The sequence below is a fragment of the Sinomonas cyclohexanicum genome (assembly GCF_020886775.1).
Classification (GTDB): Bacteria; Actinomycetota; Actinomycetes; order Actinomycetales; family Micrococcaceae; genus Sinomonas; species Sinomonas cyclohexanicum.
This window is the reverse complement of sequence record NZ_AP024525.1, coordinates 4,069,404-4,093,338: the sequence shown is the minus strand read 5'-3', so window position 1 is coordinate 4,093,338 and position 23,935 is coordinate 4,069,404. Positions and strand designations below refer to the sequence as shown.

Annotated in this window: 24 protein-coding genes; 14 read left to right on the top strand and 10 right to left on the bottom strand. The window is 69.2% G+C overall.

The features are described from left to right. Positions 1 to 8: 8 nt before the first annotated feature. The 4 genes from SCMU_RS19220 to SCMU_RS19205 all read right to left on the bottom strand — a co-directional run bounded on the left by SCMU_RS19220 (position 9) and on the right by SCMU_RS19205 (position 4,118). Positions 9 to 812 carry a 2-keto-4-pentenoate hydratase gene (locus tag SCMU_RS19220; RefSeq protein ID WP_229230679.1) on the bottom strand — a complete coding sequence of 268 codons (804 nt, stop codon included), beginning with the start codon at positions 810 to 812 and terminating at the stop codon, positions 9 to 11. Beyond that, on the bottom strand, positions 809 to 1,708 hold the full coding sequence (locus tag SCMU_RS19215) for an alpha/beta fold hydrolase (RefSeq protein WP_229230678.1): 900 nt from the start codon (positions 1,706 to 1,708) through the stop codon (positions 809 to 811). The genes SCMU_RS19220 and SCMU_RS19215 overlap by 4 nt, the downstream gene beginning before the upstream one ends. Beyond that, a complete protein-coding gene (locus SCMU_RS19210) occupies positions 1,705 to 2,646 on the bottom strand; it encodes a 3-carboxyethylcatechol 2,3-dioxygenase (protein ID WP_229230677.1) in 942 nt (313 codons plus the stop codon). Before SCMU_RS19210 ends, SCMU_RS19215 begins: the two co-directional genes overlap by 4 nt. Before the next feature lie 101 nt (positions 2,647 to 2,747). Further along, entirely contained in the window at positions 2,748 to 4,118 is a 1,371-nt protein-coding gene (locus SCMU_RS19205) for an MFS transporter (RefSeq protein ID WP_229230676.1), read from the bottom strand. Positions 4,119 to 4,372: 254 nt separating this feature from the next. Between SCMU_RS19205 and SCMU_RS19200 the strand changes: the two genes are divergently transcribed. Together SCMU_RS19200 and SCMU_RS19195 are read left to right on the top strand one after the other, a co-directional pair. Continuing rightward, on the top strand, positions 4,373 to 5,026 hold the full coding sequence (locus SCMU_RS19200; protein ID WP_229230675.1) for a TetR/AcrR family transcriptional regulator: 654 nt from the start codon (positions 4,373 to 4,375) through the stop codon (positions 5,024 to 5,026). Further along, the gene (locus SCMU_RS19195) at positions 5,026 to 5,739 is read left to right on the top strand and encodes an SDR family oxidoreductase (protein WP_229230674.1); all 714 of its coding nucleotides are present in this window, start codon (positions 5,026 to 5,028) and stop codon (positions 5,737 to 5,739) included. Before SCMU_RS19200 ends, SCMU_RS19195 begins: the two co-directional genes overlap by 1 nt. Before the next feature lie 16 nt (positions 5,740 to 5,755). Here SCMU_RS19195 and SCMU_RS19190 read toward each other — a convergent pair whose 3' ends face one another. Beyond that, complete coding sequence (locus tag SCMU_RS19190; RefSeq protein ID WP_229230673.1) at positions 5,756 to 6,436, bottom strand: IclR family transcriptional regulator; 681 nt, start codon at positions 6,434 to 6,436, stop codon at positions 5,756 to 5,758. Between the two features lie 122 nt (positions 6,437 to 6,558). Between SCMU_RS19190 and SCMU_RS19185 the strand changes: the two genes are divergently transcribed. Further along, complete coding sequence (locus tag SCMU_RS19185; RefSeq protein ID WP_229230672.1) at positions 6,559 to 8,544, top strand: flavin-containing monooxygenase; 1,986 nt, start codon at positions 6,559 to 6,561, stop codon at positions 8,542 to 8,544. 21 nt (positions 8,545 to 8,565) lie between these two features. After that, positions 8,566 to 8,856 (top strand): alpha/beta hydrolase, encoded by a 291-nt coding sequence (locus SCMU_RS19180; protein WP_229230671.1) that lies wholly within the window; start codon positions 8,566 to 8,568, stop codon positions 8,854 to 8,856. A 41-nt stretch (positions 8,857 to 8,897) separates the two neighbouring features. Here SCMU_RS19180 and SCMU_RS19175 read toward each other — a convergent pair whose 3' ends face one another. Continuing rightward, positions 8,898 to 9,545: a dihydrofolate reductase family protein gene (locus SCMU_RS19175; protein WP_229230670.1), complete on the bottom strand. Its 648-nt coding sequence runs from the start codon at positions 9,543 to 9,545 to the stop codon at positions 8,898 to 8,900. A gap of 240 nt (positions 9,546 to 9,785) precedes the next feature. Further along, complete coding sequence (locus SCMU_RS19170; RefSeq protein ID WP_229230669.1) at positions 9,786 to 10,583, bottom strand: alpha/beta fold hydrolase; 798 nt, start codon at positions 10,581 to 10,583, stop codon at positions 9,786 to 9,788. 51 nt (positions 10,584 to 10,634) lie between these two features. On the opposite strand from SCMU_RS19170, the gene SCMU_RS19165 reads away from it, so the two are divergent. Further along, entirely contained in the window at positions 10,635 to 11,978 is a 1,344-nt protein-coding gene (locus SCMU_RS19165) for a condensation domain-containing protein (protein ID WP_229230668.1), read from the top strand. On the opposite strand, the gene SCMU_RS19160 is transcribed toward SCMU_RS19165, so the two are convergent. Next, entirely contained in the window at positions 11,932 to 12,975 is a 1,044-nt protein-coding gene (locus SCMU_RS19160; RefSeq protein WP_229230667.1) for a LacI family DNA-binding transcriptional regulator, read from the bottom strand. The two genes, SCMU_RS19165 and SCMU_RS19160, sit on opposite strands and share 47 nt — an antisense overlap. Positions 12,976 to 13,111: 136 nt before the next feature. Between SCMU_RS19160 and SCMU_RS19155 the strand changes: the two genes are divergently transcribed. Continuing rightward, a complete protein-coding gene (locus SCMU_RS19155) occupies positions 13,112 to 14,056 on the top strand; it encodes a dihydrodipicolinate synthase family protein (RefSeq protein WP_229230666.1) in 945 nt (314 codons plus the stop codon). Positions 14,057 to 14,185: 129 nt separating this feature from the next. Next, positions 14,186 to 15,550 (top strand): MFS transporter, encoded by a 1,365-nt coding sequence (locus SCMU_RS19150; RefSeq protein WP_229230665.1) that lies wholly within the window; start codon positions 14,186 to 14,188, stop codon positions 15,548 to 15,550. 95 nt (positions 15,551 to 15,645) lie between these two features. Here SCMU_RS19150 and SCMU_RS19145 read toward each other — a convergent pair whose 3' ends face one another. Further along, positions 15,646 to 16,278 carry a TetR/AcrR family transcriptional regulator gene (locus SCMU_RS19145; protein WP_229230664.1) on the bottom strand — a complete coding sequence of 211 codons (633 nt, stop codon included), beginning with the start codon at positions 16,276 to 16,278 and terminating at the stop codon, positions 15,646 to 15,648. 107 nt (positions 16,279 to 16,385) lie between these two features. On the opposite strand from SCMU_RS19145, the gene SCMU_RS19140 reads away from it, so the two are divergent. The 7 genes from SCMU_RS19140 (at position 16,386) to SCMU_RS19110 (ending at position 21,745) form a co-directional block, all read left to right on the top strand. Continuing rightward, entirely contained in the window at positions 16,386 to 16,847 is a 462-nt protein-coding gene (locus tag SCMU_RS19140; RefSeq protein ID WP_229230663.1) for an SRPBCC domain-containing protein, read from the top strand. Between the two features lie 200 nt (positions 16,848 to 17,047). After that, on the top strand, positions 17,048 to 17,668 hold the full coding sequence (locus SCMU_RS19135; protein ID WP_229230662.1) for a hypothetical protein: 621 nt from the start codon (positions 17,048 to 17,050) through the stop codon (positions 17,666 to 17,668). A gap of 27 nt (positions 17,669 to 17,695) precedes the next feature. After that, the gene (locus SCMU_RS19130) at positions 17,696 to 18,151 is read left to right on the top strand and encodes an SRPBCC family protein (RefSeq protein WP_229230661.1); all 456 of its coding nucleotides are present in this window, start codon (positions 17,696 to 17,698) and stop codon (positions 18,149 to 18,151) included. A gap of 6 nt (positions 18,152 to 18,157) precedes the next feature. Then, positions 18,158 to 18,784 (top strand): SOUL family heme-binding protein, encoded by a 627-nt coding sequence (locus tag SCMU_RS19125; RefSeq protein WP_229230660.1) that lies wholly within the window; start codon positions 18,158 to 18,160, stop codon positions 18,782 to 18,784. A 182-nt stretch (positions 18,785 to 18,966) separates the two neighbouring features. Further along, positions 18,967 to 19,944 (top strand): hypothetical protein, encoded by a 978-nt coding sequence (locus SCMU_RS19120; protein WP_229230659.1) that lies wholly within the window; start codon positions 18,967 to 18,969, stop codon positions 19,942 to 19,944. Positions 19,945 to 20,012: 68 nt separating this feature from the next. Further along, positions 20,013 to 20,915, top strand: coding sequence for an alpha/beta hydrolase (locus SCMU_RS19115; RefSeq protein ID WP_274602894.1), 903 nt, complete (start codon positions 20,013 to 20,015; stop codon positions 20,913 to 20,915). Between the two features lie 44 nt (positions 20,916 to 20,959). Continuing rightward, positions 20,960 to 21,745, top strand: a complete 786-nt coding sequence (locus SCMU_RS19110; RefSeq protein ID WP_229230658.1) for an IclR family transcriptional regulator — start codon at positions 20,960 to 20,962, stop codon at positions 21,743 to 21,745. Positions 21,746 to 21,892: 147 nt separating this feature from the next. On the opposite strand, the gene SCMU_RS19105 is transcribed toward SCMU_RS19110, so the two are convergent. Beyond that, the gene (locus SCMU_RS19105) at positions 21,893 to 23,932 is read right to left on the bottom strand and encodes an acetoacetate--CoA ligase (protein ID WP_229230657.1); all 2,040 of its coding nucleotides are present in this window, start codon (positions 23,930 to 23,932) and stop codon (positions 21,893 to 21,895) included. Positions 23,933 to 23,935 lie beyond the last annotated feature (3 nt).

Here is a 23,935-nt window from a genome sequence, read left to right as displayed (position 1 = left end):
GTCTGTCCTTAGCTGTTCGAGTCAAGGGTCGCAGTCACGCGGCCCAGTCCTGTGATGGTGGCGATGCACTCGACGTCGGCTGGCCAGGGCTCGATGTAGCCGATCGAGCCGGAGAGCAGCAGCTCGCCGGCGCGCAGCGGCTGTCCGATGCGCATCGCGGTCTCGGCGAGCCACTTGACCGCGTTGATCGGGTCGCCGAGCACGTTGCTGCCGATCCCGCGGGTGATCTCGAGGCCCTCGGCGGTCGTGATGACCATTTCCGCGGCCGTCAGGTCGACCTCACCGTAGGCGTGTCGCTCCTCGCCGAGCACCAGCCCCCCGCACCCGGCGTTGTCGGCGATGGTGTCCACGATCGCGCCGACGTTGCCGGGGAAGCGGAAGTCGACGATCTCGAACGCCGGGGTGATGTAGTCGATCGATTCCCTGATGGCCTCGAGCCGGGTGTCGAGGATGTCCTCCTTCAAGGCGAACGCGACTTCGGCCTCGATGCGCAGGAAGTTGAAGCGCGACTGGGCCAGTCTGGCGCCCGAGGGGAACACCATGTCGTCGTGGATGATCCCGTAGTCCGGCTCGAAGACGCCGACGCGCTGCTGGACGAGCGGGTTGGTGAGCCCGACCTTGCGGCCTGCGCGCTTCACGCCGAGCTCGGCCTCGCGGCGGGCGGCGACGATCTCCGAGATACGGTATGCGGACTCGAGGTCGTGGTCGGGCAGGCGGGGGCTGACGTAGTCGATCGTGTACGTCCCGCGGCGGGCGAGGTAGATCTCGTCGGCGATCTCCTCGATGGTCTGCTCGCTCGCAGTGCTGGTCACCCTTTCCTCCTCAGGAAGTCGAGCGTGTGCTCGTTGAAGGCATCGGAGCCCTCCCACTGCGGCCAGTGGGCGGCGTCGGTCACGAGCAGGTACTCGCCATCGGGGATGGCCGCCGCCAGCTGCTCGCCGACCTCCGGGCCGCCCGTCGGCTCGTGGTCCGTCCAGACCAGCAGCGCCGGCACCGGAATCGCCGCGTAGTCCTCGACGGTGACACGGTTGCGCCAGCGCGTTTCGGGTTGGCGCAGCACGGAGATGTGGCGCATGGATTCCTCGAACCCCGGCTGCGAGTAGATGGCCTGGCGGACCTTCACCAGCTCGTCGGTGATCTTCTCCGGGTCGTGGATGACGACCTGGAGTCGCTTCCTAACGTTGTCATAGCTGGGGTCGGCGACTGCCTGTGCGCTCACCGACTGGGCCCGGTCGACCCGCTGCTCGCCCACGACCCGGCCCCCGGGAGCGCTCAGGACGATGGTGCGCAGGCGCTCGGGGTGATGGGCGGCGAACTTGATCGCGATCCAGCCGCCGAGGGATTCTCCGATGAGGTGGACCTGGTCGAGGCCGAGGGCGTCGAGCAGTGCCAGCAGGTGTGCCTCGTACTCGGGGATCTCGAGGTCGTGGTCGCTCAGGGTCGTGAATCCGTGCCCGGGGTAGTCGTAGCCGATGACGTGGTAGCGGGCCGCGAGGGCGCGGATGTTCTGCGTGAAGGCTTCGATGTGTCCGCTCGTGCCATTGAGCAGCACGATCGTCTGCTCGCCGTGGCCGACGTGCAGCACGCGGGTGCGCCACGCTCCGACCTGGACGTATTCCAGCCGGTGGGGAAGATCCGCGACGGCCTCCCAGAAGGTGACCGGCTCAGGGCCCTGGCCAGGGACGGGGGCGTATGCGGGGGCGCTCACGGAGCCACCGTGATCGCGGCCTGGATGCCGAAGCCGGCGCCCCAGGTCTTCACCGGCCAGTAGTGGTCGACGGCGACCCGGTACGTCCCGGCCGTGGAGAGCGCGGCATAGGCTGCGATCCAGCTCCGCATCTCATGCGCGGCCGATCCGCCCTCGGCCAAGAACCAGTCGTTCGCCCAGCCGTCCACTTCGCTCAGGTCCCCCGAGCGGAACGTGTCCAGGAGCAGCCGGTCCCACTCCTCGTTCAAGGGATCGCTCGGGGCGTTGCCGTCCGCGATCGCTTGGATTCCTTGGACGATCTTCTGCTCGCGTTCCACACGCTCCTGGCGGGTGGGGGCGTACGCAATGAGACGCTCCTGCATGGTTCCGGGGGCACCCTCCCATCGTGGGATCGGTGGGTTGTGCGAAATGCCTCCGGAGGCGACGAAGAGCACCCGCTTGTCGAGCGCCTGGGCCGCCTTGCCGAAGGCCTCGCCCATCTCACGGACCCGGCGCATCGGGGTCAGCGGCATGCCGAGCGAGTTCACGAACACCGGGACGATCGGCTGCGCGAAGTCCTTGCCGAACACGAAGTCGAGCGGTTGAACGACCCCGTGGTCAACCTTCATACGCTCTGAGCGGCCGATCTCGATCCCTTGCTCGAGCACGTGGGCGTGCAGGGCGCGGGCAGCGGCGCTGTCCACCGGGAGTGGGCCCTCGGTGGTGTTGTAGTCGCCGACGCCTTCAGCTTGGGCCCCCACCGCCCACGGCGTGATGAGCGAGTAGAGCTGGCCGTTGAAGTGGTCTGGGCCGAAGACGACGACGACCTCGGGATCGTAGTCCTTCACGAACGCCTTGACCTCGTCGATTGCAGACTCGATCTCGGCGAAAGTGCGGCCACCGGGGTCGACATTTCCGAAGGATGGAGCGTGGGACAGGGCTGCCACCGCTAGTGTCATGCCATTTTCCTTTCAAGAATCATTTTTCTAGAATTTTCGTTCTAGAAATGCCAGCCTTCCCTTCCGGGCGTCTGTGGGACACGACGCCCGGAAGGGAGGTTTCACTTGGCCGGGGAAGCGAGTGGCTCGCTTGCCCCGGCGGCGCCTTCCGACGCCGTCGCCCGCTTCCGTTGCGCGGACTCGAGCGCGCTGAGGCCGACGATGGTCAGGGCAGAGACGACCAGCGGCAGCGCGAAGATCACGAACACGGTCGGCACCGGCATGTGGGCGTCGAACGCAGCGCCCGCCAGGATCGGGGAGGCGATGCCGCCGATGCGCCCAGCGCCAGCCACGATGCCATAGCCGGTGGCCCTGGCCAGAGTCGGGTACAGCTTGGGGATGATCTGGTAGAAGCCCGTCACCCCGGCGCTGAAGAAGAAGGAGGCGACGAAGAGCTCGATCAGCGATGCCGGCAGGTTCGTCTCGATGAAGCCGAACAGGGCGACGCCGCCAGCGCCGACGATGAGGAAGAGGGGGGTGAGGATGCGCGGGTTCACGCGGGTGGAGATGAAGCCGAACACCAAGGCCCCGATGATTCCGCCCAAGCCCAGGGACAGTGTGGTCGGAGCCGCCAGTGCCGGGTTCTTCGTCGCCGCCGCGAGGGTATTCGGAGCCCACGCGTTGGCAAAGTAGAACACGACGAGGAATGAAATGTAGCCGATGATCATGAGCAGCGTCTGGCCGACCAGCTGCTTCGAGAAGACGGTGCGCAGTGCACTGCTGCCCTCGCGTGCTGGCAGCTGGCTCTCGGGCAGCCCGGGCAGGGGGTCGTGGCCCATCCGGGCGAGGGTGCTGTTGAGGCGCTCGAGCGAGCCCGGCTTACGGCGCGCGGCGAGCCAGGCGATCGACTCGGGGAAGAGCGCGACGGCGAGCACGATGGCGATGACGGACAGCACGACGCCGACCCAGAACGCGAACCGCCAGCCCTGCACCGGCAGCAGCGGTCCGATGATGACGGCGCCCAGCACGGCTCCGATGTTGATGGCGGCGGAGTAGACCGCCATGACCACCGGGTACACGTGCCGGTTCGAGTATTCGGCGGCGATGACGCCGACCACGGAGATGAGTGCACCGACACCGAGGCCGGTCACGATCCGCGCCCACATCATGCCTGCCATATCGGTCGCGAAAGGCGAGGCGAGCATCCCGACGGCGACGATGCAGGTCCCCACGATCGCGATGCGCCGCCGGCCGACCTTGTCCGCAATGGGTGCGACGATGACCGAGCCGACGACCATGCCGATGAGAGCGCCCGAGAGCACCACGCCGATCATGCTGGCCGAGGAAGCGAACTCCTTGGTGACGTAGGGGGCGACGAAGGCCATCATGGCGGCGTCGTAGCCTTCGAGGACCGTCAGCACGATGGCGGTGACGACGGCGAGGATCTGGAACCGGCTCATCTTCGAACCGGCAATCAATTCTGTGACCTTCATGAGTGCCTCTCTGCGCGAGACCCGTCATCGTCTGTTCGGGTTTCGTAGCGCGTGCTCAGGCCGATGGCGCAACGCTGCGCAGGCACGGCCGGAACGGTCGGGGTCTTGTAGGTGGAGTCGTTCTCCAGAGTGCAGGGGCTACTTCGGCTCAGCGAATTCTAGAATGCAGGTTCTGGATTGATGCGACGGTATATCGTGGGTCACACAGGCGTCAAGGGTTTGAGGGTCGGTGACGATCCGGGAAGTTGGTGAGCATGGCCAAGCGCAGGAGTGTGCACTACACGACGCCCGAGAACGAGAAGGCAATCCTTGACGCCGTCCTGGGCCTCGCCGTTGAGGCAGGCTACGAGGGGACCACCATGTCCGAGGTTGCGCGCGTCTCGGGGCTCCCTATCGGCTCGGTGTACTGGCACTTCGAGAACAAGGAGAAGCTGTTCGTCGCGCTGTTGGACTACTGCTTCGGGCTCTGGCGCGATTCGGTCGGGGGGCGGAGCCAGCGCGAGTTGCTGGGCAGCTCGATCGCGGGCGCGGCTGCCCCTCGCTCGAACCCCGCCAACGCGAAGCACGCGTTCTGGGTCATCGGCCTGGTCTTCGCGCTCGAGAAGCGTCTGGAGGACAACGAAGCGCGCCAGAAGTACCTTCAGATCCGCGCGGACATGTTCGAGACCGCCCTAGGGCAGGTGGGCGGACAGTTCCCAGCGGAGGCCCTCGGGGCGGACCCGGATTTCGCGCGGAAGATCGTGGCCTTCGGCCGCGCGCTGACCGAGGGGTTCTACGTATCGGCCTCGGCTGGCGATGACGTCGACTTCCAGGAGCTCGCTGAGCTGTCGACCCTGGCGGTCGACCTGCTGACCGAACACTATGCGAAGCGCGGCGCCGAGGCGAAGTCGAAGGAGGGGGAATCCTGATGGCCGAGGCCGAGAAGGTCGCGATCGTCGTCGGGGGCGGATCCGGCATCGGCGCGGCGAGCATCGCCGAGCTGGCCTCTTCCGGCTACCGCATCGCGGCGCTGTCGCCCTCGGGCCGGGCTGCGGCCCTCGCGCGGGACCTCGGGGGCGTCGGCATCGACGGTTCGAACCGTTCGGTCGACGACCTCCGCGAGGTTGTCGACCTGGCGGTCTCGACTTACGGCCGCGTCGACGCGGTCGTCAACTGCACAGGCCACCCGGCCAAGGGCAAAGTGCTCGAGCTGAGCGATCAAGACTGGCTCGACGGCCTAGAGCTCTGCCTGCTCAACGTGGTCCGCATGGCACGCATTGTCACCCCCCACATGCTGGAGGGCGGGGGCGGGTCGATCGTCAACATCTCGACGAGCTCGCCCTTCGAACCGAACCCCGCCTACCCGGTCTCGGCAACCATCCGCGCTGGCCTTGCCTCGTTCGCCAAGCTCTACGCGGACGAGTACGGCCCGCAGGGCGTCCGCATGAACAACGTCCTGCCCGGCTTCACCAAACCGGACCCAAGCACCGTGCCCGCCGAGTGGACCTCTCGCATCCCTCTGCGCCGTGCTGCCAGTACGGCCGAGGTCGCCCGCGTCGTCCGCTTCCTCGCCAGCGATGAGTCGAGCTACATCACCGGCCAGAACATCCGCGTCGACGGTGGCAGCTCCCGGGCGGTCTGACCGGTCCACCGCAAGGTCATGCGCCAATCCTCCGCGCAGATTCGAGCAGCGGCTCGAGTGCGCCGTCGAGTAGCTCCTCGCGCAGCGTGATGACGGCCAGACAGGCGTTCGGACGCAGTCCATCTGAACCGATCGGGACTGCCAACGCATACGCGCCCGGTTCAACCTCACCGGCAGTGCGCACCCAGCCTCGCGAGCGCGCCTCGGTCAGGACGGCGGGGTCGTCTGGGCGGGCAGGGTGGAGGGAACGCAGCGCCCACGTGGCGGCGCCATGGTCGAAAGGGTAGCTTGCACCCTCGCTGAGCGAGAGATGGAAACCCGCCGAACGCGGGGCCTCCACCAGGAGTGCGTAGGCTGCCCCGGCCTGCTCCACGAATAGGGCGACCGTCACGCCCAGCCTGTCGCACAGGCGCCTGACCTCGGGCAGCGCTTCCTCACGGAAGACTGCCACACCGTTGCGCGCCAACGGGATCAGGCCTGCGCCAGCCCGATACCGCCCATCGCCTCCGCGCGTGATGAGGCCGCCCTCTGAAAGGGTCTGAAGCAACCGCGAGGCGACGCTGCGGTGGATGCCCAATCCAGCCGCCACTTCCTGGATCGAAAGCCCGGAGCGCGACATTGCCACGGTCTTGAGCGCCTGAATTCCGCGGGCCAGCGTCTGCGACCCCTGCGGGGCTGAGCGCGAGTTCTCGGGCATCCTCACAGCGTATCCGCGCTCCTCGTGTCACTTGACAACAGCAGACATGCTAACCATTATTTACGCAGAATATACCGGATATGTGCACTATCTGCACAAGTAGTGCTGATGAGGAGGGTTCAATGACGATCCCCGAGGCAATCGCCACGCTTACCGACGCCGTCGACGACGTGTACTGGCGCGACGAGTACCAGGCGATCACCGAGGACGATGCGTTCCTGCAGCGCACCGTCAAGGCGGCTGATCTGCCGTCGTTGCTCGTCGCGCTCGCCGCCGTCACAGGTGACTTCGAGATCCTGCGGCCGGCGCTTCGGCCGCCGTTCCCGCCTGCGGACGTCGTTCCGGCGCCGCAGGGCGGACTGACTGTCGAAGCGCAGGCCGAGGCGCGCGAACTGGCACTCAGCGCCCTCAAGCGGGTCCGCGATGATCGCCTGAACAAGCCGCGCCGCCTCGACGCGACTCAGACGCGCGTCCTCCTTGATTTCCTCACCAACGGAGCCAGCGATGCGGACACCGAGCTGCTGACCCACGAGCTCGACCTCGCGCCCAAGAAGCTCGGCGCCCCCGACTGGACGTTCGAAGGGGTCGCCCAGGGCCGGGACTTCAGGGTGGCGGTGATCGGCACGGGCATGTCCGGCATCGCCGCCATGTACCGTCTGAGCCAGGCAGGCGTGCCGTTTACTGCCTTCGAGAAGAACTCCGAAGTCGGCGGCGTATGGTGGGCCAACACGTATCCCGGGGTCCGCCTCGACACCCCCACCTTCGCCTACAGCTACTCCTTCGCCCAGCGCACCGACTGGCCGAGCGCCTACGCCCGCGGAGAGGAGATCGAAGAGTACGCGCTCGAGATCGTGGACCGTGCTGGCCTGCGCGAGCACGTTGTCTTCGACACCGAGGTCACCGCTCTCACGTGGGACGAGCAGCGCGGCGACTGGGAGGTCAGAACCCGCTCGAGCAGCGGCACCGAGGTGGTCCACTACTTCAATGCGGTCATCTCGGCCGTCGGTCAGCTCGAGCGGCCGAACATTCCCGACTATCCGGGGCGCGGTGACTTCCATGGCACGCAGATGCACTCGGCGCGGTGGGACCACGGGGTGGATCTGGCCGGCAAGCGGGTCGCCGTCATCGGCACCGGCGCGAGCGCCTACCAGATCGTCCCGGCGATCGTGGACAGCGTCGCGCAGCTGACCGTGTTCCAGCGATCAGGGCCGTGGATGATCCCGGCGCCGAACTACCACGACCGCACCTCCTCGGCACTGAGCTGGCTGTGCGAGCACGTCCCCTACTACGGGCAGTGGTTCCGTCTCTCCGGCTTCTTCCAATCTGCCACCGGACGGGCGCACACCGTGATCGCCGCCCCCGGCTGGGAGCGCGAGGATTCGGTCTCTCCCGTCAACCTCAAGGTCCGCCAGATCCTCACCGATATCATCAGCCGCCAGTGGAAGGACCATCCCGAGATCGTCGCCACCGTGGTGCCGAACTACCCGCCAGGCGGCAAGCGGATGCTGCGCGACAACGGTGTGTGGGCCGAAGCCCTGCAGCAACCGCACACGCGCATTGTCACGAGCGGCATCGACCACTTCACCGAGAACGGAATCGCAACCGCCGACGGGGAGGTCCACGAGTTCGACGCGGTCATCTACGCAACCGGATTCCAAGCCTCCGACTTCCTCGACCCGATCGAGGTCCGCGGCGCGACGGGCGAGACCCTCAAGGAGCACTGGGACGGCGACGCCCGCGCGTGGGCCGGCATCTCAGTGCCGGGCTACCCGAACCTCTTCATGATCATGGGCCCGAACACGAACTATGTGGTGCACGGCAGCCAGCACTTCATGATGGAGTGCGCAGTCGAATTCGCGGTCGAGGCCATCCATCAGATCCTGCTGCGGGGCGTGAAGGGCTTCTCCGTGACGCGACCCGCGCTCGACGACATCGTCGCGAAGGTCGACGCCGCGAACGCCACCCGCGCCTGGGGGCAACCGCAGGTGCGCAGCTGGTACAAGAACCGCCGCGGCCGGGTATCCCAGATCTGGCCGTTCAGCCACATCGAGTACTGGCAGCTCACCCATGAGGTCGACTTCGACCGCGATTTCACAGTGCACCACTGACCGAAGGGGACGGGAGAAATCGTGCCAGTTGACGCCGCCAGCCAGAAGATGCTCGACGCGATGCGTGCGGCCGAGGCCCCACCTGCCATGGTGATCTTGGCCGAAGACGACATCTTGCGAGACGAAGGGCAGGCTTACGCTGACCGCTCGGCTGGTGCAGGAGTCCCCGTGTCTACACGCCTCATCGAGGGCCAGATGCATGGCTTCCTCGCCCAGGTGCATCTCCTGCCTGGTGCCCTCACCACTCTCGAAGACATGGCCGCCTTCCTTAAGACCCGCTACGCCAGGAGGCCCGCCGAACTGAGAGGCTGAGAGGTCGGCATGAGGCTCGCGTCCCGGGATCCGTCTCGGTGTCAGTCCCGTGCGAAGGTCATGTGAACGACGCCGCTCTCGGCCACCTCGCTGCTGACCGTGTAGCCGGCCTCGAGCCCGCGCAGGTCCTGCCACAGGTTCTGCCCGCGGCCTAGCAGGATCGGTGAGATGGCCACGTGCAGCCGGTCCACGAGCCCGGCCCGCAGGAACGCGCGCACGGTGTCCACGCCGCCGCCGATCCGCACGTCGGCTCCGCCCGCGGCGTCGATCGCCTTGGCGAGGGCCTCCTCGGGGGTGGTCGAGAGGAAGTGGAACACCGTGCCGTTGTCGAACTCGATGGGCGCGCGGTCGGCATTGTGGGTGAGGACGAAGACCGGGGCGTGGAACGGCGGCTCGTCGCCCCACCACCCGCGCCAGTCCGGATCGTCGGGAAAGGTGTGCAAGCCGAACATGCCCGCGCCCATGATCTCGGCGCCGATGCCCTCGAAGTACTCCGCGCCGTAGCGGTCGTCGACGCCGGTGGTCCCCTCACCCGAGCGGTCACCGAGCACCCTCTCGCGGAACGTCCTAGTGCCCGTGTAGGCCGCGACGAGGCGCGGCCAGTCCTCGCCCATCGGGTTCTCCGGCGTCTGGTCGGTGGTCGAGGCGTAGCCGTCGAGGGAGATGTTGAGGTCGGCGCGAACGGCCATGGGAGGCTCCTTGGCAATGGTGGGTGACGTAGCGCTTCGGCGACGCTGCCCGTCCGTCGTTGGGCCTCGTCGTCCAGAGCCATTGTGCCGCTCGGGCTTCCGCTGGGCGAGGAAGCGCCGCTCACCGCCGCGTCGGTTCACGAGACCCTAGCCCACGATCACCAGACCGTAGCCCTCGGCGGCCAGGCGCTCGGCGTAGGCTCGGCCGATCCGGAGCGTCGCCTCCAGCGTGCGTCGCGTTCAGAAGGGCACGTCCCCGACGCCTACCGTCGTGACGAACTCCGCGAACAGCCCCGGCCACGCCATGACCCCGTAGGGCGTTCGCGCCACGACGATGCGGCTGTGCGGCATCCGGTCGTGCAGCGCCCGCGCGGTGGTCAGCGGGTGCGAGCGGTCCCCGCTCCACGCGAGGATCAGGGCCGGCACCTCGATCATGGCGACCTGCTTCTTCTTCGGCAGGTCGGTCGCCGCGGCGCCCCGCATCACGCTCGGGAGAAGTCGCTCGGGCACGGCGACGCCCGTCTCGGGCGCGTCGGCGAGCGCGGGCGGCGTCGGCGCCGTCGAGCCGCGCTGCACGAACGCGGCAACGCCCTCCTGCTCGACCATGGCGGCGTTGGCCAGATAGGTCTCGCTCTGGGCCGCCCGGCTCTTCCACGCCGTCGGGGGCGTCACGAGGGTCATGGACGCGAAGCGCCCCGGGTCCCTCAGCGCCGCGTGCAGGAGGGTCCCGGTGCCCATCGACGGCCCCACCCCATGCACCTGCTCGCCGGGGGCGACGTGGTCGAGCAGGGCCAGCAGGTCCTCAGCGAGGCTCGGCCAGGTGTAGTCGGCCTCGACCAGCGTCCCCGTCGAGTGGCCGTGCCCGCGGGCGTCATAGCGCAGGACTCGGTGGTCCCGCAGCGCCCGCGCAAGGTTGAGGCCGAGCTGCGCGTCGCGCTCCCGGCTGGACGTCAGGCCATGCAGCTGCACGACGAGCGGACCGTCGGAGCCGGCGATCTCGTAGTCGAGGACCGCCCCGCGGGTCTGGAATGACGCCATGGGCCCTCCCGCGCACTGTCCCGAAACATGTGGGCCCTAGACTACGGCACCATGCGGCTCACCACGGTTGCCCACATGGCCCTGCCCGAAGGCTCCCTCGAGAGCTTCGCCGTGCGCGCTGTGCCCGACCCGGCGCGCGAACTGCCCGTCTCCTACGACCAGGGCCGCCACGTGGGACGCGGGGACCGCGAGGGGTCCTGGATGGCGGTGTCCTTCCGCCTGCCAGAGGCTGCGACGAGTGCCGCGACCCGTGCCGCGCTCGCGGACGCGTGGCGGGCCGTGATCGCGCGCCATGGCACCCTGCGCACCGTCTTCTCGCCGGACGGCCCGCGGGTCCGGCTGCACGAGGCAACGATGGACGACGGCGCGTGGCGGCGCCACGAGGTGGGGCCGCACCCGGCCGCCCGCGACGCGCTCCGCGCCCTGCTGGACGCCGAGTGCCGCCCGTTCGCCGCGCCGTCGTACCTCCTCGCCCTGGTGACGCCCGGCCCGGGCGAGCCGGACCCGCGCCCCGTCGTCGTCCTCGCGAGCGATCACGCCCACGTGGACATGTGGTCGCTGCTGATCCTGGCCCACGAGGTGCTTGAGGGGGTGACACCCGCGGCGCCCACGGAGAGCGCGGCCGCCGCGCCGGCTCCTGCGGCGGCGCCGCCCGCGTTCGCCGACCACACGCGGGCCCTCGCGGAGATGCCCGCGGCGCCGGCGGGCGTGATCGGGCACTGGGGCGAGATCCTGAGCGCGGGCGGCGGCGCGCTGCCGGTGTTCCCGCTGCCGCTGGGCGATCTGTCGCGGCCGTCCCCCGCGGCGGTCGAGGTCCGCGACGTGCTGGGCGAGGACGAGCTCGCCCGCCTCGAGGCCCGCGGGCGTCAGGAGGGCGTGCGCCTCCTGGCGGCGGTCCTGTCAGAGCTCGCGCAGCTGTTCCAGGACACCGCGGGCGCGCCGCTGCGCGCGGTATTCCCGGTCCACTCCCGCACCGAGCAGCGGTGGCGCGCGGCGGTCGGCTGGTTCATCACGAACGCGGTGCTCGACATCGCCTCGACGGACCCGGCTTCGTGCGCCGGGGCCGTCGAGGAGGCCGTGCGCCTGGGCGCCCATCCCCTGGCGCCGATCTTCGAGCGCATCGGCCCGGCGGTGGAGCCCCCCGGGATGTTCGCGATCTCGTGGCTGGACATGCGCCGCCTGCCGCTGGGCCTCGACCCCGCGCTCGAGCCGCAGTTCGTCTCCGCCGTGCTGCCCACGGACAACCTCATGGTCTGGTTCATTGCCGCCGGGGATGGGCTGCACCTGCGCTGCCGCTACCCGGACAACCCGGTGGCCCGCGCCACGGTGGGCGCGTGGCTCGACGAGTTCACGCGCCGGCTCCGCGCGGCCGCCCGGTCGAGGCGCGGGGGATGAGTGTCGGTGCAAGGACCCGCTGACGCTGCGGTGAGGCAGGCTGCCCGTTGACCGAGGTCAGGAGCTCATCGACGGCGGCCGCGGCGATCTCCCGGAACGGGACGCGCACGCTCGTCAGGGGCACAGCGAGTCGCGCCACAAGCGGGATGTCGTTGTAGCCGACCACCGAGAGGTCCTGCGGGATGCGCAGGCCGGCCCGCTGGATCACTGAGGTGAAGCCGATCGCCGTGTTGTCGTTGACCGCGAAAACCGCGGTGGGCCGCCGCGAGCCCGCCAAGAACGCCTCGGCCGCCGCCTCCCCGCTCTCCATGGAGAACGTCGAGGGATACGCGAACTCCGGCGGCTCCATAAGCCCCGCCTCGGCCAGGGCCCGGCGGTACCCCTCGCGCCGCGCCAACGCCGTGGGCGCCTCGTCCGGCCCGGCCACGATCCCGATCTCCCGGTGCCCGAGATCGATGAGGTGGCGTGTTGCGAGGTAGCCGCCCAGCGCGTCGTCGCCCGTCACGCTGGGGCTGATGCCGTACGCGCGCAGGGCGAGCACGTGCGGGATGCCGCGCTCCAGGAGCTCGGCGCACAGGCCGCCCTCCGTCGTCGCCGTCGTGAGGATGAGCCCGTCGACTCGTGAGGCGAGCATCGCGTGGCCGTTCTCCCGTTCGAGCCCCGGGTCGCCATAGGTCGTCGCGACGAGCGCGTGGTACCCGCGGGCTGCGCATGCCGCGGCGATCTCCTCGTACAGCGTGGCCATCACCGTGTCGGTGAGGCGCGAGACGAGCACCCCGATCGTGTTCGTCTGCCGGCGCCGGAGGTTGGCCGCGGACGGATTCGGCTCGTAGCCCAGGGACTCGGCCACCGCGCGGATGCGCGCCGCGGAGTCGCTGCGGTAGAACGTGTGCTCGCGGTTCATGGCCCGGGACACCGTGGACCTCGCAACCCCGGCCGCGTCCGCGACGTCGGCGATCGTGGGCCGCGACCCCGCGCGGGCCTCCTTGCCAGCCACCGCAACCTCCTCGAAATCAACCCTTGACGTGCTCCTGTGACCCAGCTTACCGTTGAAGCAATCGATAACGGAATCGATTCCCTCAGCCGAAGGAAACCTTCCGGACGGCATGAACCACACTCGAAGAGGAGCAACCATGAGCAGCATCGACCTCCGCGGCCTCGTCCCCGCACCGGTCACCCCGTTCACCCGCGACGGCGACGTGGACGTCGACGCGATCCACCGCCTCGGCAGCTGGCTCGGCAGCGTCGAGGGCGTCAAGGGACTTGTGGTCCTCGGCCATGCGGGCGAGGGCACGTTCCTGACCCAGGCCGAGCAGGCCCTCGTCATCTCCTCGTTCCGCGACGCCGTGGACGGCCGGCTGCCGATCATCGCCGGCATCACGGGCGAGGGCAACAAGGTCGCCGCCGAGGAGGCCCAGCGCGCCGTCGACGCCGGTGCTTCCGCCGGCCTGGTCTACCCGTCCCACGGCTGGCTGCGGTTCGGCTACCAGGAAGGCGCGCCCCAGAGCCGGTACAAGGGGATCTACGAGACCAGCGGCCTGCCGCTGATCCTGTTCCAGTACCCGGACGCCACCAAGGCCACCTACAACCTGGACACCCAGCTCGAGATCGCCGGCCAGGAGGGCGTGTTCGCCACGAAGAACGGCGTCCGCAACATGCGCCGCTGGGACACCGAGATCCCTGTGCTGCGCGCGGCCTTCCCCGAGCTGCAGATCCTCACGTGCCACGACGAGTACCTGCTGCACACCATGTTCGATGTGGACGGTGCCCTCGTCGGCTACGGCGGCCTCGCCCCCGAGCCGCTCGTGGAGCTCATCGCCGCCGGCAAGGCCAAGGACTACGCCAAGGCCCGCGAGGTCCACGACCGCCTCCTGCCCGTGACCAAGAACGTCTACCACCGCGGCTCGCACATGGAGGGCACGGTCGCGCTCAAGGAGGGCCTCGTGGCCCGCGGCATCCTCGAGCACGCCACCGTGCGCACCCCGCTGCTGCCGCTCGCACCCGGCGCTCACGAGGAGATCGCCCTGGCCCTCGCCTCGGCGCACCTCGGCCTCGCCTCCGTCCCGGCCCGCGCCTGAGCCGAGCCCATCCCGGCTGAGCGCACGACGGCGGGTGCCCGCCCGCCGTCGTGCGCCACCGCGGCGACAATGACGTCCCGACAGCTCCGCCCGTGCGCGGAGGGGAGGAATCCCACCACAATGACTGCTATGGCCAGCGGACAGACCTCCGCGACGCAGACCGAGATCGTCGCGCGGCTCGAGAGGCTGCCGATCACGCGGCGCCTCACGATGATCCGCGTCGTGATCGGCTCCGCCACCTTCTTCGACGCCTACACGGTGCTGGCGATCGCGTTCGCGATGCCCCAGCTCGTCACCGAATGGCACCTCGGCGCCGGCGAGATCGGCATGATCCTCTCCGCCGGCTACCTCGGCCAGCTCTTCGGCTCCCTCTTCTTCGGCGCGCTCGCCGAGCGGATCGGCCGCATGCCCACCCTGCTCATCACGATCGTCCTGTTCGTGAGCATGGACCTCGCGTGCCTCTTCGCGTGGGGCGCGTGGTCGATGATCGTGATGCGGTTCCTCCAGGGCATCGGCACCGGGGGAGAGGTGCCCGTGGCGAGCGCGTACATCAACGAGTTCGTCGGCGCGCGGCGCCGCGGCCGCTTCTTCCTCCTGTACGAGGTCATCTTCCCCGTGGGCCTCATGTTCGCCGGGCTCGCCGGGTACTTCCTCGTCCCCGCGTTCGGCTGGAAGGCCATGTTCATCGTGGGGCTCGTCCCGGCGATCCTGACCATCCCGCTGCGGTGGCTCATGCCCGAATCGCCCCGCTGGCTCGCGTCCGTGGGCCGGGGCCAGAAGGCCGACGCCGTCGTGTCGATGCTCGAGCGCGAGGCCATCAAGGCCGGCCACATACTCGCCGAGCCCGCGGAGCGGCCGCTCCCGGCGGTCGAGGCCAAGTCCGATTGGCGCGAGCTGTTCCGCGGGATCTACCGCAAGCGCACCCTCATGATCTGGGGCCTGTGGATCAGCGTCTACGTGGTCAACAACGGCCTCATCACGTGGCTGCCCACCCTGTACAAGGAGGTCTTCCACGTCCCGCTGCAGACCAGCCTCGCCTACGGGTGGGTGACCTCCGGGGTCGGCGTGGTGGCGTCCGTGCTGTGCGCGTTCCTGATTGACCGCGTGGGGCGCAAACGCTGGTACTCCGTGGCGTTCCTCGCCTCCACCGTCCCGCTCGTGGTGCTCGGCGCCCTCGGCGCGGTGTCCGCCGTGCAGGTGGTCCTCTGGGCGAGCATCGCCTACGCGATCCTGCAGACCATCTCGTTCTCCCTCTACCTCTACTCCGCCGAGCTGTACCCGACGCGCCTGCGGGCCATCGGCACCGGCTTCGGCAGCGCATGGCTGCGCGCCGGCTCGAGCCTCGGCCCTCTCCTGGTCGCGTGGATCATGGACGGCTTCGGGATCGGGTGGGTGTTCATCGTCTTCGCCGGAATCGCGCTGCTCGGCGGGCTCATCACGATCTTCTTCGCGATCGAGACCAAGGGGCGCGTCCTCGAGGAGCTCGCGCCGTAGGGCTGTGTCTAGCGACGCTTCAGGCGAGCGCACGACGGCAGGTGGGAGCCCCGGCGTCGTGCGCTCGCTGTGGCTCGTCCCGCCAGGGGGCGGCGTCAGGCTGGGGTGAGCGTGAGGTCGACGAGCGCCTGGCCGACCCATTCCTCGTAGCGGTCGGGGGTCCAGCCCCGGTCATACACGAGGTGCGCGTAGTTGTCGGGGCCGAGCATGGTCCAGGCGACCGCGACGGCCTCCTCGGCCGAGAGGTCCGGGCGGCGGCGTCCGCTGCGCTCCAGGATGGGGGCGAGGGCCTGCACCCGCTCATGGCGCCCGTGCTGGATGCGGGCGTAGCGGGCGGTGAGCCTGGGGTCGCCGGACACGCTCGTGAAGCGGATCAGGTCGGCGCACGGCTCGAACACCTGCCGGTGCAGCCGCGCCATGGTGCGCAGCCACTCCTCCGGATCCCGCAGCCCGGCCGCCTCCTCCATCTGGGCGATCAGTGGCGGGATGTGTGGCCAGCCGGCGTCCACCATCGCCTCCGCGAGCCGGAGCTTGTTCCCGAACACCGCATAGATCGTCTGCGGGGCCACGCTGGCCTCGCGCGCGATGTCTTCCATGGTCACGCTGCTGTAGGTCCCGTTGGTCAGGAGGGCGCGGGCGGCGGAGAGGATCCGCTGCCGGGTCTGCTCTGCCTGCTCTCGGCGCAGGCTCGTGGTGTACGTCCGCCGGGCGGGCTCTTGTGTGGCCATCGTCACAAGAGTAACATCCTATTCATTAGAAGCCGACTCCAATAGATTCGTTCAAAGCCGTGCGCGGCGACGGATGGGAGCCGTGCGATCAGCCACGGGAGGCAGCCATGGACGGCGAGTTCAGCCACACCTATTCGGCATTCATCAAGGCCAGCCCGGGCCGGGTCTGGGAGGCGCTGACCGACCCGAGCCAGACCGTCCAGTACTTCCCCTACCAGGAGGTGCGCAGCGAGTGGCGGGACGGCTCGGACGTCGCCTACACGGGTCCGGACGGGACGGTCCGCGCCAGCGGCACGGTGGTCGAGGCCGATGAGCCGCGCCGGCTCGTCCTGACTGTCAATGCGGACGGCTTCTCCCAGAGCCCCAGCCACGACAAGTTCTCCCTGATCTGGGACATCGAACCGTTCGGGGAGGCGACCCTGCTCACCGTCACCCATTCCGGGCCCGACGCGATCCGCGACCTCCTCGTCAGGGCCACCGGCCACTGCCCCCACACCGTCTCCGGACTGAAGACCCTCGTCGAGACCGGCGCGCCGCTGCGCATCACCGACCCGTCGCCTGCCAGATAGGCGTCGCTGTACCGACAGCTCAGCCGAGCGCGCGACGGCGGGTGGGTGCCCGCCGTCGTGCGCTCGGCTGAGCTGTGCTACTGCCTCAGCGGAAGCGGTTTCGGGGGTGAGCGGCCCCGTCGGGCCTTGTGGACATCGGACAGATCAGCAACATTAATGCTGGTCGCGGCGTCTACCGACGTTCAAGGGGGATGGGGAGAATGGCGGATCCAGAAATCGATTCAGCAGCCGATGAGGCTCGCGCACGCGAAGGAACTGGCCATCGATTTCTGGACAGGCTCGAGCAGTGGAAGTTCCTCGTCTCGCTCATTGTGGCCGGATGCGGGATCGCTGGCCTGCTGATTCCTGTCTGGATGGCCAAACAGAATGCCCAGGACAGCGTCGAGGCCAGCTCCGTTGCCCGCCGTGCGGGGCCTTATCAGGAGTTTCTCGGATCAGTGGCCCTGTTCGACGTCTCGGCTGCGCGCTACATCTGCCTTGCTGACGGGAGGCAGGCCCCTCCGGGCACCGTGGCCGCGGCCTTCGCTGACCTTGAGAACAGCTACACCAAGCTTGCCCAAGCGGCATGGGGCGTTGATCTGGTGTCCTCGAGCGGTGCGGTGAAGGAGGCCAAGCAGAAGATCTCCTCGAAAGCTGATTCCACCTACGATTCTCTGAGCCTTGGGGGCAAACCAACCATCACCCCGGAGGACCTCGATCGAGCTCTGGTGCAGCTCCAAGGCGAGTTTTCCGGTGCCGCATACGAAGAATTGACCCCCACGAGCCCGAGCCCGACTATGGCCTCGGCTGGCTTCAAGCCGATCGCCTGTGCGGCCCAGTAGCGACAATGCGGTAGTAGCATCGCCCCCATGGCCGACACCTACTCAGCCCAGACGTCGATCGAGATCAACGCCCCGATCGAGCGTGTGTGGGACGCGCTCGTCAACCCCGAGACCGTCTCGCGGTACCTGCACGGGACCACCATCGAGGCCGACTGGCGCCCCGGCGGTGCCGTGACGTGGAGCGGCGAGTGGAAGGGCCAGTCTTACACCGACAAGGGCACGGTCCTGCGGTACGAGCCGCCGAGGGTCGTGAGCACGACCCACTGGAGCCCGATGGCCGGCACCGCGGATTCGCCGGAGAACTACCACCACGTCACCTACGAATTGACGGAGCACAACGGCGCCACGACCCTGACACTGACCCACGGCAACAGCCCGACCCAGGCCGATGCGGACTCCATGGTCACCACTTCGTGGGCGCCTGTTCTGGCGGACATCAAGCGTGTGGTCGAGGCGGGGCCCGATCCCGGGCGTAGCGTCTGAGGGGCCATGACTGAACAGCAGCCTTACGAGCTTGTACGGCGGTACGCGGACTTCGAGCTGCGGCGGTACCCCGCGCACACGCTGGCAGAGGTGGAGGTCGCCGCGACGTTCGACCGGGCGGGCAACGCCGCCTTCCGCCACCTGTTCAACTACATCAGCGGAAACAACACGTCGCGGCAGTCCGTGGCGATGACCGCCCCCGTGCTCCAGGGCGCCAAGTCTCCGAAGTCCCAGTCCCAGAAGGTGCAGATGACGGCGCCGGTGCTCCAGCACGGGCCCATGGGCGACGCCGCCGGCGGTTCGGACGACGGCCCGTACGTCGTGGCCTTCGTGCCCCCTGCCGGAATGACCGCGGAATCGGCTCCCGTTCCCGCCGACCCGCGGGTGCGGATCCGGGCCGTGCCCGGCTCCACGGCAGCGGTTGTCCGCTTCTCCGGCCGCGGGACCGAATCTGACTTCGCCAAGCGCAGCCGCGAGCTCCAGCACGCCCTCGCCGCAGCCGGCCTGAGACCGTCAGGTCCGCCCCGGTTCGCCCGATTCGACCCGCCGTTCAAACCCTGGTTCCTCCGGCACAACGAGGTCATCCAGGACGTGGCGCTGGACCGAGACGCGGGCCCGCATGCGGGGAGCTGACGATGGCGGGTGACCACCCGCCGTCGTGCGCTCACGTCTGAGAGTAGATTCGCGGTCAGTTCCTGGATTTGTCATGCCCGACATCGGGGTGCTTATCGACGTTTTCCGACCGGCGCGGATAGTCTTCGACTCGTTACGACTGCATATTCGAAGGTTCCACGGATTCCTCTGGAGGTCCTGCGGTGACCAATGTCCAACCTCTGATCCCGCCCGGCTGGGTGGGTGGCTTTGCCCAATCGAATCCGGCGTTCGCCTATCCCGACCCGGACCTCTCGTCGCTGCCGATGCTCGGGAATATGGCGAATATCGGAAAGCTGACACGGCAGCAGGCGGTCCTCTGGCCCGAATTCTCGTGGGAGTCGGATCCGGGCCGGGCGGACTCGCGCTGCTACCAGATGTTCGCCCCGGACATCTCGAGGCTCGGCTACGACGACGCCGGGCGCGTCTACTCGATCATCTGCCCGCAGCAGGGCGTGTGCACCGCCTCGCTCGGGTGCCTCAACGTCGAGGTGACGGTGACGGGCCAGCGCGGCTGGGTGGACGAGCCGGCAAAGACCCTTGCGGCAGACATGACCGTGACGGGCCAGATCTGGTTCACCCCCAGTGCGAAGGAGAATAGCCTGGTGCGGTGGCTCTGGAACGAGTTCATCGCCAGCAATCACCCTTTCCCGCACGACAAGCAGCACGCGATTCAGGTCAGCACCTTCGACCCCGGAAATCCCCAGCAGCCCATCTTCCCCCTCCGTGACGGTGAGAGCACCGACTTCCCGATTCCCGAATTCGCGCGGCACGCCGACGAGGCATGGAATGTGGCGCATCTCGGTGTCGAGATCGGGCCCATTGCGTCAACCGGGGATGAGGTGGCCGACGACTTCAACAGGCTCGTCATGGACCTGTTCAACATCTACTCCGGGAACCTGCTCACTGCGGGCAACACGCTGAGCTGGAATGTCTGGTTCACTGAGCCCGCAATCGTGAACCGGCAGGAGTGGGCCGCCCACGCGGAGCGGTGGCGCAAGTCGATCGACTCGGGCCACGGCAGCCCCGACGGCCCCGGCACCTCCGCCCGGTACTTCGACGGGACGCCCTTCAATCCCGTCGAGGCGGCGGTCGAGCGGGAGATCGAGATGATCCTGGAGTTCATCAAGTCTCACCTCTGAGCGGTGCTCGATTCCCCGCGGACAATGGTCAACACGACGACCGCGAGCGGCCCACAAGAGGAGGAGCCGTGACGGATACTCCTTCCTCTCCGGGAAGCTTCCGCGATGCCTTCCGCGAGCTGGCGCGGAGTCCCTTCACGCCCCAAACGGTCGGGGCGATCCTTGAGCTGCTGCGCGAACCGCACGAGCGGCGCGGATACACGGCCCCCGGAATCGAACGGGACGCGGCGTATGGTCCAGACCCTCGCCAGCGCCTCGACGTCCACTACGACCCGGGGGCCAGGGACAACCGGGCGCCGGTGCTGGTGTGGGCGCCCGGTGGCGGCTTCGTCGGTGGCACCAAGTGGCTTCCCGGCACGACGCACTGCGACAACATCGGCGCCTGGGCCTGCCGCCACGGCGCCGTCGCCGTCGTCATCGACTACCGCCTGGCCCCCGAGCACACGTGGCCTGCGGCGGCCGAGGATGTCGCGTCTGCCCTCGCGTGGGTCCGGGGCAACATCTCCGCGTATGGCGGGGATCCAGGCCGCATTGTCCTCGCCGGAGACTCCGCTGGGGCAGCGCACGTTGGATCGTTCATAGCCGGCCATGGAGGCGGCGAAACCGGAGGCATCGCGGCCCTTGCACTCGTGTCCGGCATCTACGCCCCAGCGTCGACCCAAGGACAGCACAGGAACCTCGTGGGGATGTACTACGGCACTGATGACGGCGACCTCCGGGCACGGTCCTCGGTGGCGGGCCTGGCCGCGTGGCCCGGGCCGTTGTTGGCCGTCGTGGCCGAATTCGATCCCCCGGACTTCCAGGAGCAGGCATTCCTCCTGCTCGCCGAACGGTTCCGGACGCGCGGAAGACTCCCGCACTTCGTGGTCGATCCCGGGCACCTCCATACATCAGACGTGTTCTCGCTGGGCATCGACCACTCGGCACTTGACCTGATGCTCTGCCAGCTCCTCGACGAGATCAGGACCTGACCGCTCCGCAGGGTGGGCGGCGCTACCGGTGGTTGAATGGCCGCATGAGTCAGGAGCCGCCCCGCGCCGCAGAGGCGTCACCGATCGAGTCCGTCGACCGGACGCTGCGGCTCGTGGAGCTCCTGCGCGAGCGGGGCTCGCTGTCGGTGAAGGAGACCTCGGAGGCGCTGGGGATCGCGCCGTCGACCGCGCACCGCATGCTGGCCACGTTCGTGCTGCGGGACTTCGCCGCCCGCACCGGGGACCGCCGGTACCGCATCGGGCCCGCGATGCAGCCCGACCGCGCGCACGGGCCCTCGATGTCCCAGCTGCGCAAGGCCGCCGAGGTCCCGCTGCACGAGCTCGCCGACCGGCTCGGGGAGACCGTCCAGCTGATGATCCGCCGCGGTGGGAACATCATGTTCGTCGACGGGGTGGAAGCGGACGCCGTCCTGCGGGTCACTGTGCGTCAGGGCGATCAGATGCCGGCCTTCGCCTCGGCCGGGGGCAAGGCGATCCTGGCCGAGATGAGCAACGCTGACCTCGAGGAGCTCTACCGCAACGGCCTTCCGCCCTGGCCCACGAGCCCGATCGGGTCCATCGGCCGGCTCAAACGCGCCATGGCCGACGTTCGCCGCGCGGGCTTCGGGACCAACTTCGAGGAGACGGAGTCCGGCGTGGTGGGCCTCGGCGTCGCGGTCCACGGGCCGGCCGGACAGGTCGTCGCCGCGATCACGACGGCGATCCCCGCCTCGCGCTTCAAGCGCCCCGCTATGCCGGGGATCGTCGAGGCGCTGAGGGCGACTGCCACCGGGATCGAGTCCAGGCTCGCCGGCGGCCCCCACGGCTGACCGGCGCGGACCCCAGCTCCCGGACAGAGGTGAGCCGCCGGGGCCCAGACCATCCGGAGTACGGGGTCTCCACGATGATCCCGTCACAGCAGGCCCGAAGCGGCACAGCAGGCCCGAAGCGGCACAGCAGGCCCGCGCCAGCGCCTGTCATGCCGTCGGGGGCCTGTCATGCCCGAGCGCCGCGCGGATCGCGGCGACCGTCGCGTCGAGCCCGTCGGGATCCACGAGCACGCCGCGGTCGACGACGTTCGTCGCCTCCGCACCCAGGACGATCCGCTTGAGCGGGACCTCGAGACGCTTGCCGATTGAGGACCGCGGCACGCTGGGCACGGCCACCACAACGTCCGGCACATGCCGCGGCGAGAGCTGGGTGCGGATGAGGCGCCGCAGCCCCGCCGCGAGCTCGTCCGGATCTGCCCCAGGAGACGGCACCACCGCGAGCACGAGCTTGCCCATCCCGCTGCCGTCCTCGAAGTGCAGCACCATCGAGTCCGCCACGCCCGGCGCCTGGTCCAGGACCGCGTAGAACTCGGCTGTCCCGAGCCGCACCCCGCCGCGGTTGAGTGTCGCGTCGGACCGCCCGGTGATCATCCACCCGCCGTCCGCAGTGTGCACGAGCCAGTCGCCGTGGCACCACACGCCCTCGAAGGTGTGGAAGTACGAGTCCCGGTACCGCTGGGCGCCGTCCGGGCCCCAGAACCCGGTCGGCATCGACGGCATCGGCTGCTTGACCACGAGCTCCCCGGGCTCGCCCACGGCCGCGGGCTCCCCGGCCGGTGACCACGCAGCAACGTCCGCCCCCAGCGCCCGGCAGGACATCTCCCCGGCGCGCACCTCGGTGAGGAAGGTCCCTCCCACGAATGCTGTGCACACGTCCGTCCCGCCCGAGGTGGGGCCGAGGAGCACGGTCGGCGACACGGCGTCGTACACCCACTCCGCCGCCTCGGCGGAGAGCGCCGAGCCGGAGCAGTTGATCTCCCGCAGCCGGCCCAGGTCCCAGCGCGAGCCCGGGCGCAGCCCGGCCTTCGCGCACGCGGCGAGGTACGCGGACCCGGACGCGAGGTACGTCGCGCCGGTCTCGGCGGCGACCGCCCACTGGGACCACTCGCCGTCGAGCGCCGGCCACCCCGGATCCCCGTCCACGAGCACGAGCCCGCAGCCGGTCAGCAGCGAGGACACCATGAGCGTCCACACCATCCACCCGGTGGTCGTGTACCAGAACGCGAGGTCATCGGGCCCGAGGTCGAACTGCAGCGGGATCGCCTTGGAGTGCTCGAGCAGGATGCCGCCGTGCGAGTGCACGATCGCCTTCGGCTTCCCCGTGGTCCCCGACGAGAACAGCACCGTCAGCGGGTGCGCGAACGGCACCGGTACCGCCTCGAACTCGCCCGGCTCGGCACGCAGCTCCTCGTACGTCCCGATGCCGTCCGGTATCTGCGCATCCGCGTCCAGATAGCGCAGAAGCACGACGGCGGCACCCGGCAGAGCCTGCCGGATCTCCTCGAGCTCGGCGAGCCGCGGCACGTCCCGCGCGCCCCACCGGTACCCGTCGAGGGTGATGAGCAGCTTCGGGTCCAGCTGCCCGAACCGGTCGATCGCGCTGCGCGGCCCCATCTCCGGCGGCACCGCGGCCCACACGAGCCCCATTCCCGCGGCGGCGAGGTACGCCGCGAGGGCCTCGGGGGTGTTGGGCAGGTACCCGGCCACGCGGTCGCCCGCCTCGAGCCCGAGACGCCGGTACCCCGCCTGCAGCCGCCCGATCTCCTCGAGCAGCCGGTTCCCCGTCCACTCGCTCGCCGCCCGCGTCTGGCTGCGGGACTTGAGCACGACGGCGTCGCCCCGCTCCCGCAGCGCCCGCACCACGTGCTCGGCGTAGTTGAGCGTGGCCCCGGGGAACCATTCCGCGCCCGGCATCGCGCGCCGCCCGAGAACCCTCTCGGGCGGCGTGTGCGCGATGATGTCCGACTCGTCCCACACGAGCTGCCAGAACCCCTCGAGGTCCTCGACGCTCCAGCGCCAGGCCTCCTCGTAGTCGGCGAACGTGCGGCCTGTCGCGAGCTCGGCGCGGAGCAGGAAACGGCCGAGGCGATACCGGTTCCAGTCCTCCCTGGGCGGGGCGGGGCGGAGGAGCCTGCCCTGCCGGGCGGCGGATCCGGCGGTCGGTGCCGAGGTGGGCGTCGTCGTCATGAT

Excerpts from the sequence above, each read along its gene's own strand:
- SCMU_RS19200 (WP_229230675.1), top strand. The coding sequence starts at position 4,373 with ATGGCCAAGCGCAGGAGTGTGCACTACACGACGCCCGAGAACGAGAAG.
- SCMU_RS19110 (WP_229230658.1), top strand. The coding sequence starts at position 20,960 with ATGAGTCAGGAGCCGCCCCGCGCCGCAGAGGCGTCACCGATCGAGTCC.
- SCMU_RS19175 (WP_229230670.1), bottom strand. The coding sequence starts at position 9,545 with ATGGCCGTTCGCGCCGACCTCAACATCTCCCTCGACGGCTACGCCTCG.
- SCMU_RS19185 (WP_229230672.1), top strand. The coding sequence starts at position 6,559 with ATGACGATCCCCGAGGCAATCGCCACGCTTACCGACGCCGTCGACGAC.
- SCMU_RS19205 (WP_229230676.1), bottom strand. The coding sequence starts at position 4,118 with ATGAAGGTCACAGAATTGATTGCCGGTTCGAAGATGAGCCGGTTCCAG.
- SCMU_RS19125 (WP_229230660.1), top strand. The coding sequence starts at position 18,158 with ATGACTGAACAGCAGCCTTACGAGCTTGTACGGCGGTACGCGGACTTC.
- SCMU_RS19195 (WP_229230674.1), top strand. The coding sequence starts at position 5,026 with ATGGCCGAGGCCGAGAAGGTCGCGATCGTCGTCGGGGGCGGATCCGGC.
- SCMU_RS19190 (WP_229230673.1), bottom strand. The coding sequence starts at position 6,436 with ATGCCCGAGAACTCGCGCTCAGCCCCGCAGGGGTCGCAGACGCTGGCC.
- SCMU_RS19155 (WP_229230666.1), top strand. The coding sequence starts at position 13,112 with ATGAGCAGCATCGACCTCCGCGGCCTCGTCCCCGCACCGGTCACCCCG.
- SCMU_RS19150 (WP_229230665.1), top strand. The coding sequence starts at position 14,186 with ATGGCCAGCGGACAGACCTCCGCGACGCAGACCGAGATCGTCGCGCGG.
- SCMU_RS19170 (WP_229230669.1), bottom strand. The coding sequence starts at position 10,583 with ATGGCGTCATTCCAGACCCGCGGGGCGGTCCTCGACTACGAGATCGCC.
- SCMU_RS19135 (WP_229230662.1), top strand. The coding sequence starts at position 17,048 with ATGGCGGATCCAGAAATCGATTCAGCAGCCGATGAGGCTCGCGCACGC.
- SCMU_RS19130 (WP_229230661.1), top strand. The coding sequence starts at position 17,696 with ATGGCCGACACCTACTCAGCCCAGACGTCGATCGAGATCAACGCCCCG.
- SCMU_RS19165 (WP_229230668.1), top strand. The coding sequence starts at position 10,635 with ATGCGGCTCACCACGGTTGCCCACATGGCCCTGCCCGAAGGCTCCCTC.
- SCMU_RS19210 (WP_229230677.1), bottom strand. The coding sequence starts at position 2,646 with ATGACACTAGCGGTGGCAGCCCTGTCCCACGCTCCATCCTTCGGAAAT.
- SCMU_RS19105 (WP_229230657.1), bottom strand. The coding sequence starts at position 23,932 with ATGACGACGACGCCCACCTCGGCACCGACCGCCGGATCCGCCGCCCGG.
- SCMU_RS19145 (WP_229230664.1), bottom strand. The coding sequence starts at position 16,278 with ATGGCCACACAAGAGCCCGCCCGGCGGACGTACACCACGAGCCTGCGC.
- SCMU_RS19140 (WP_229230663.1), top strand. The coding sequence starts at position 16,386 with ATGGACGGCGAGTTCAGCCACACCTATTCGGCATTCATCAAGGCCAGC.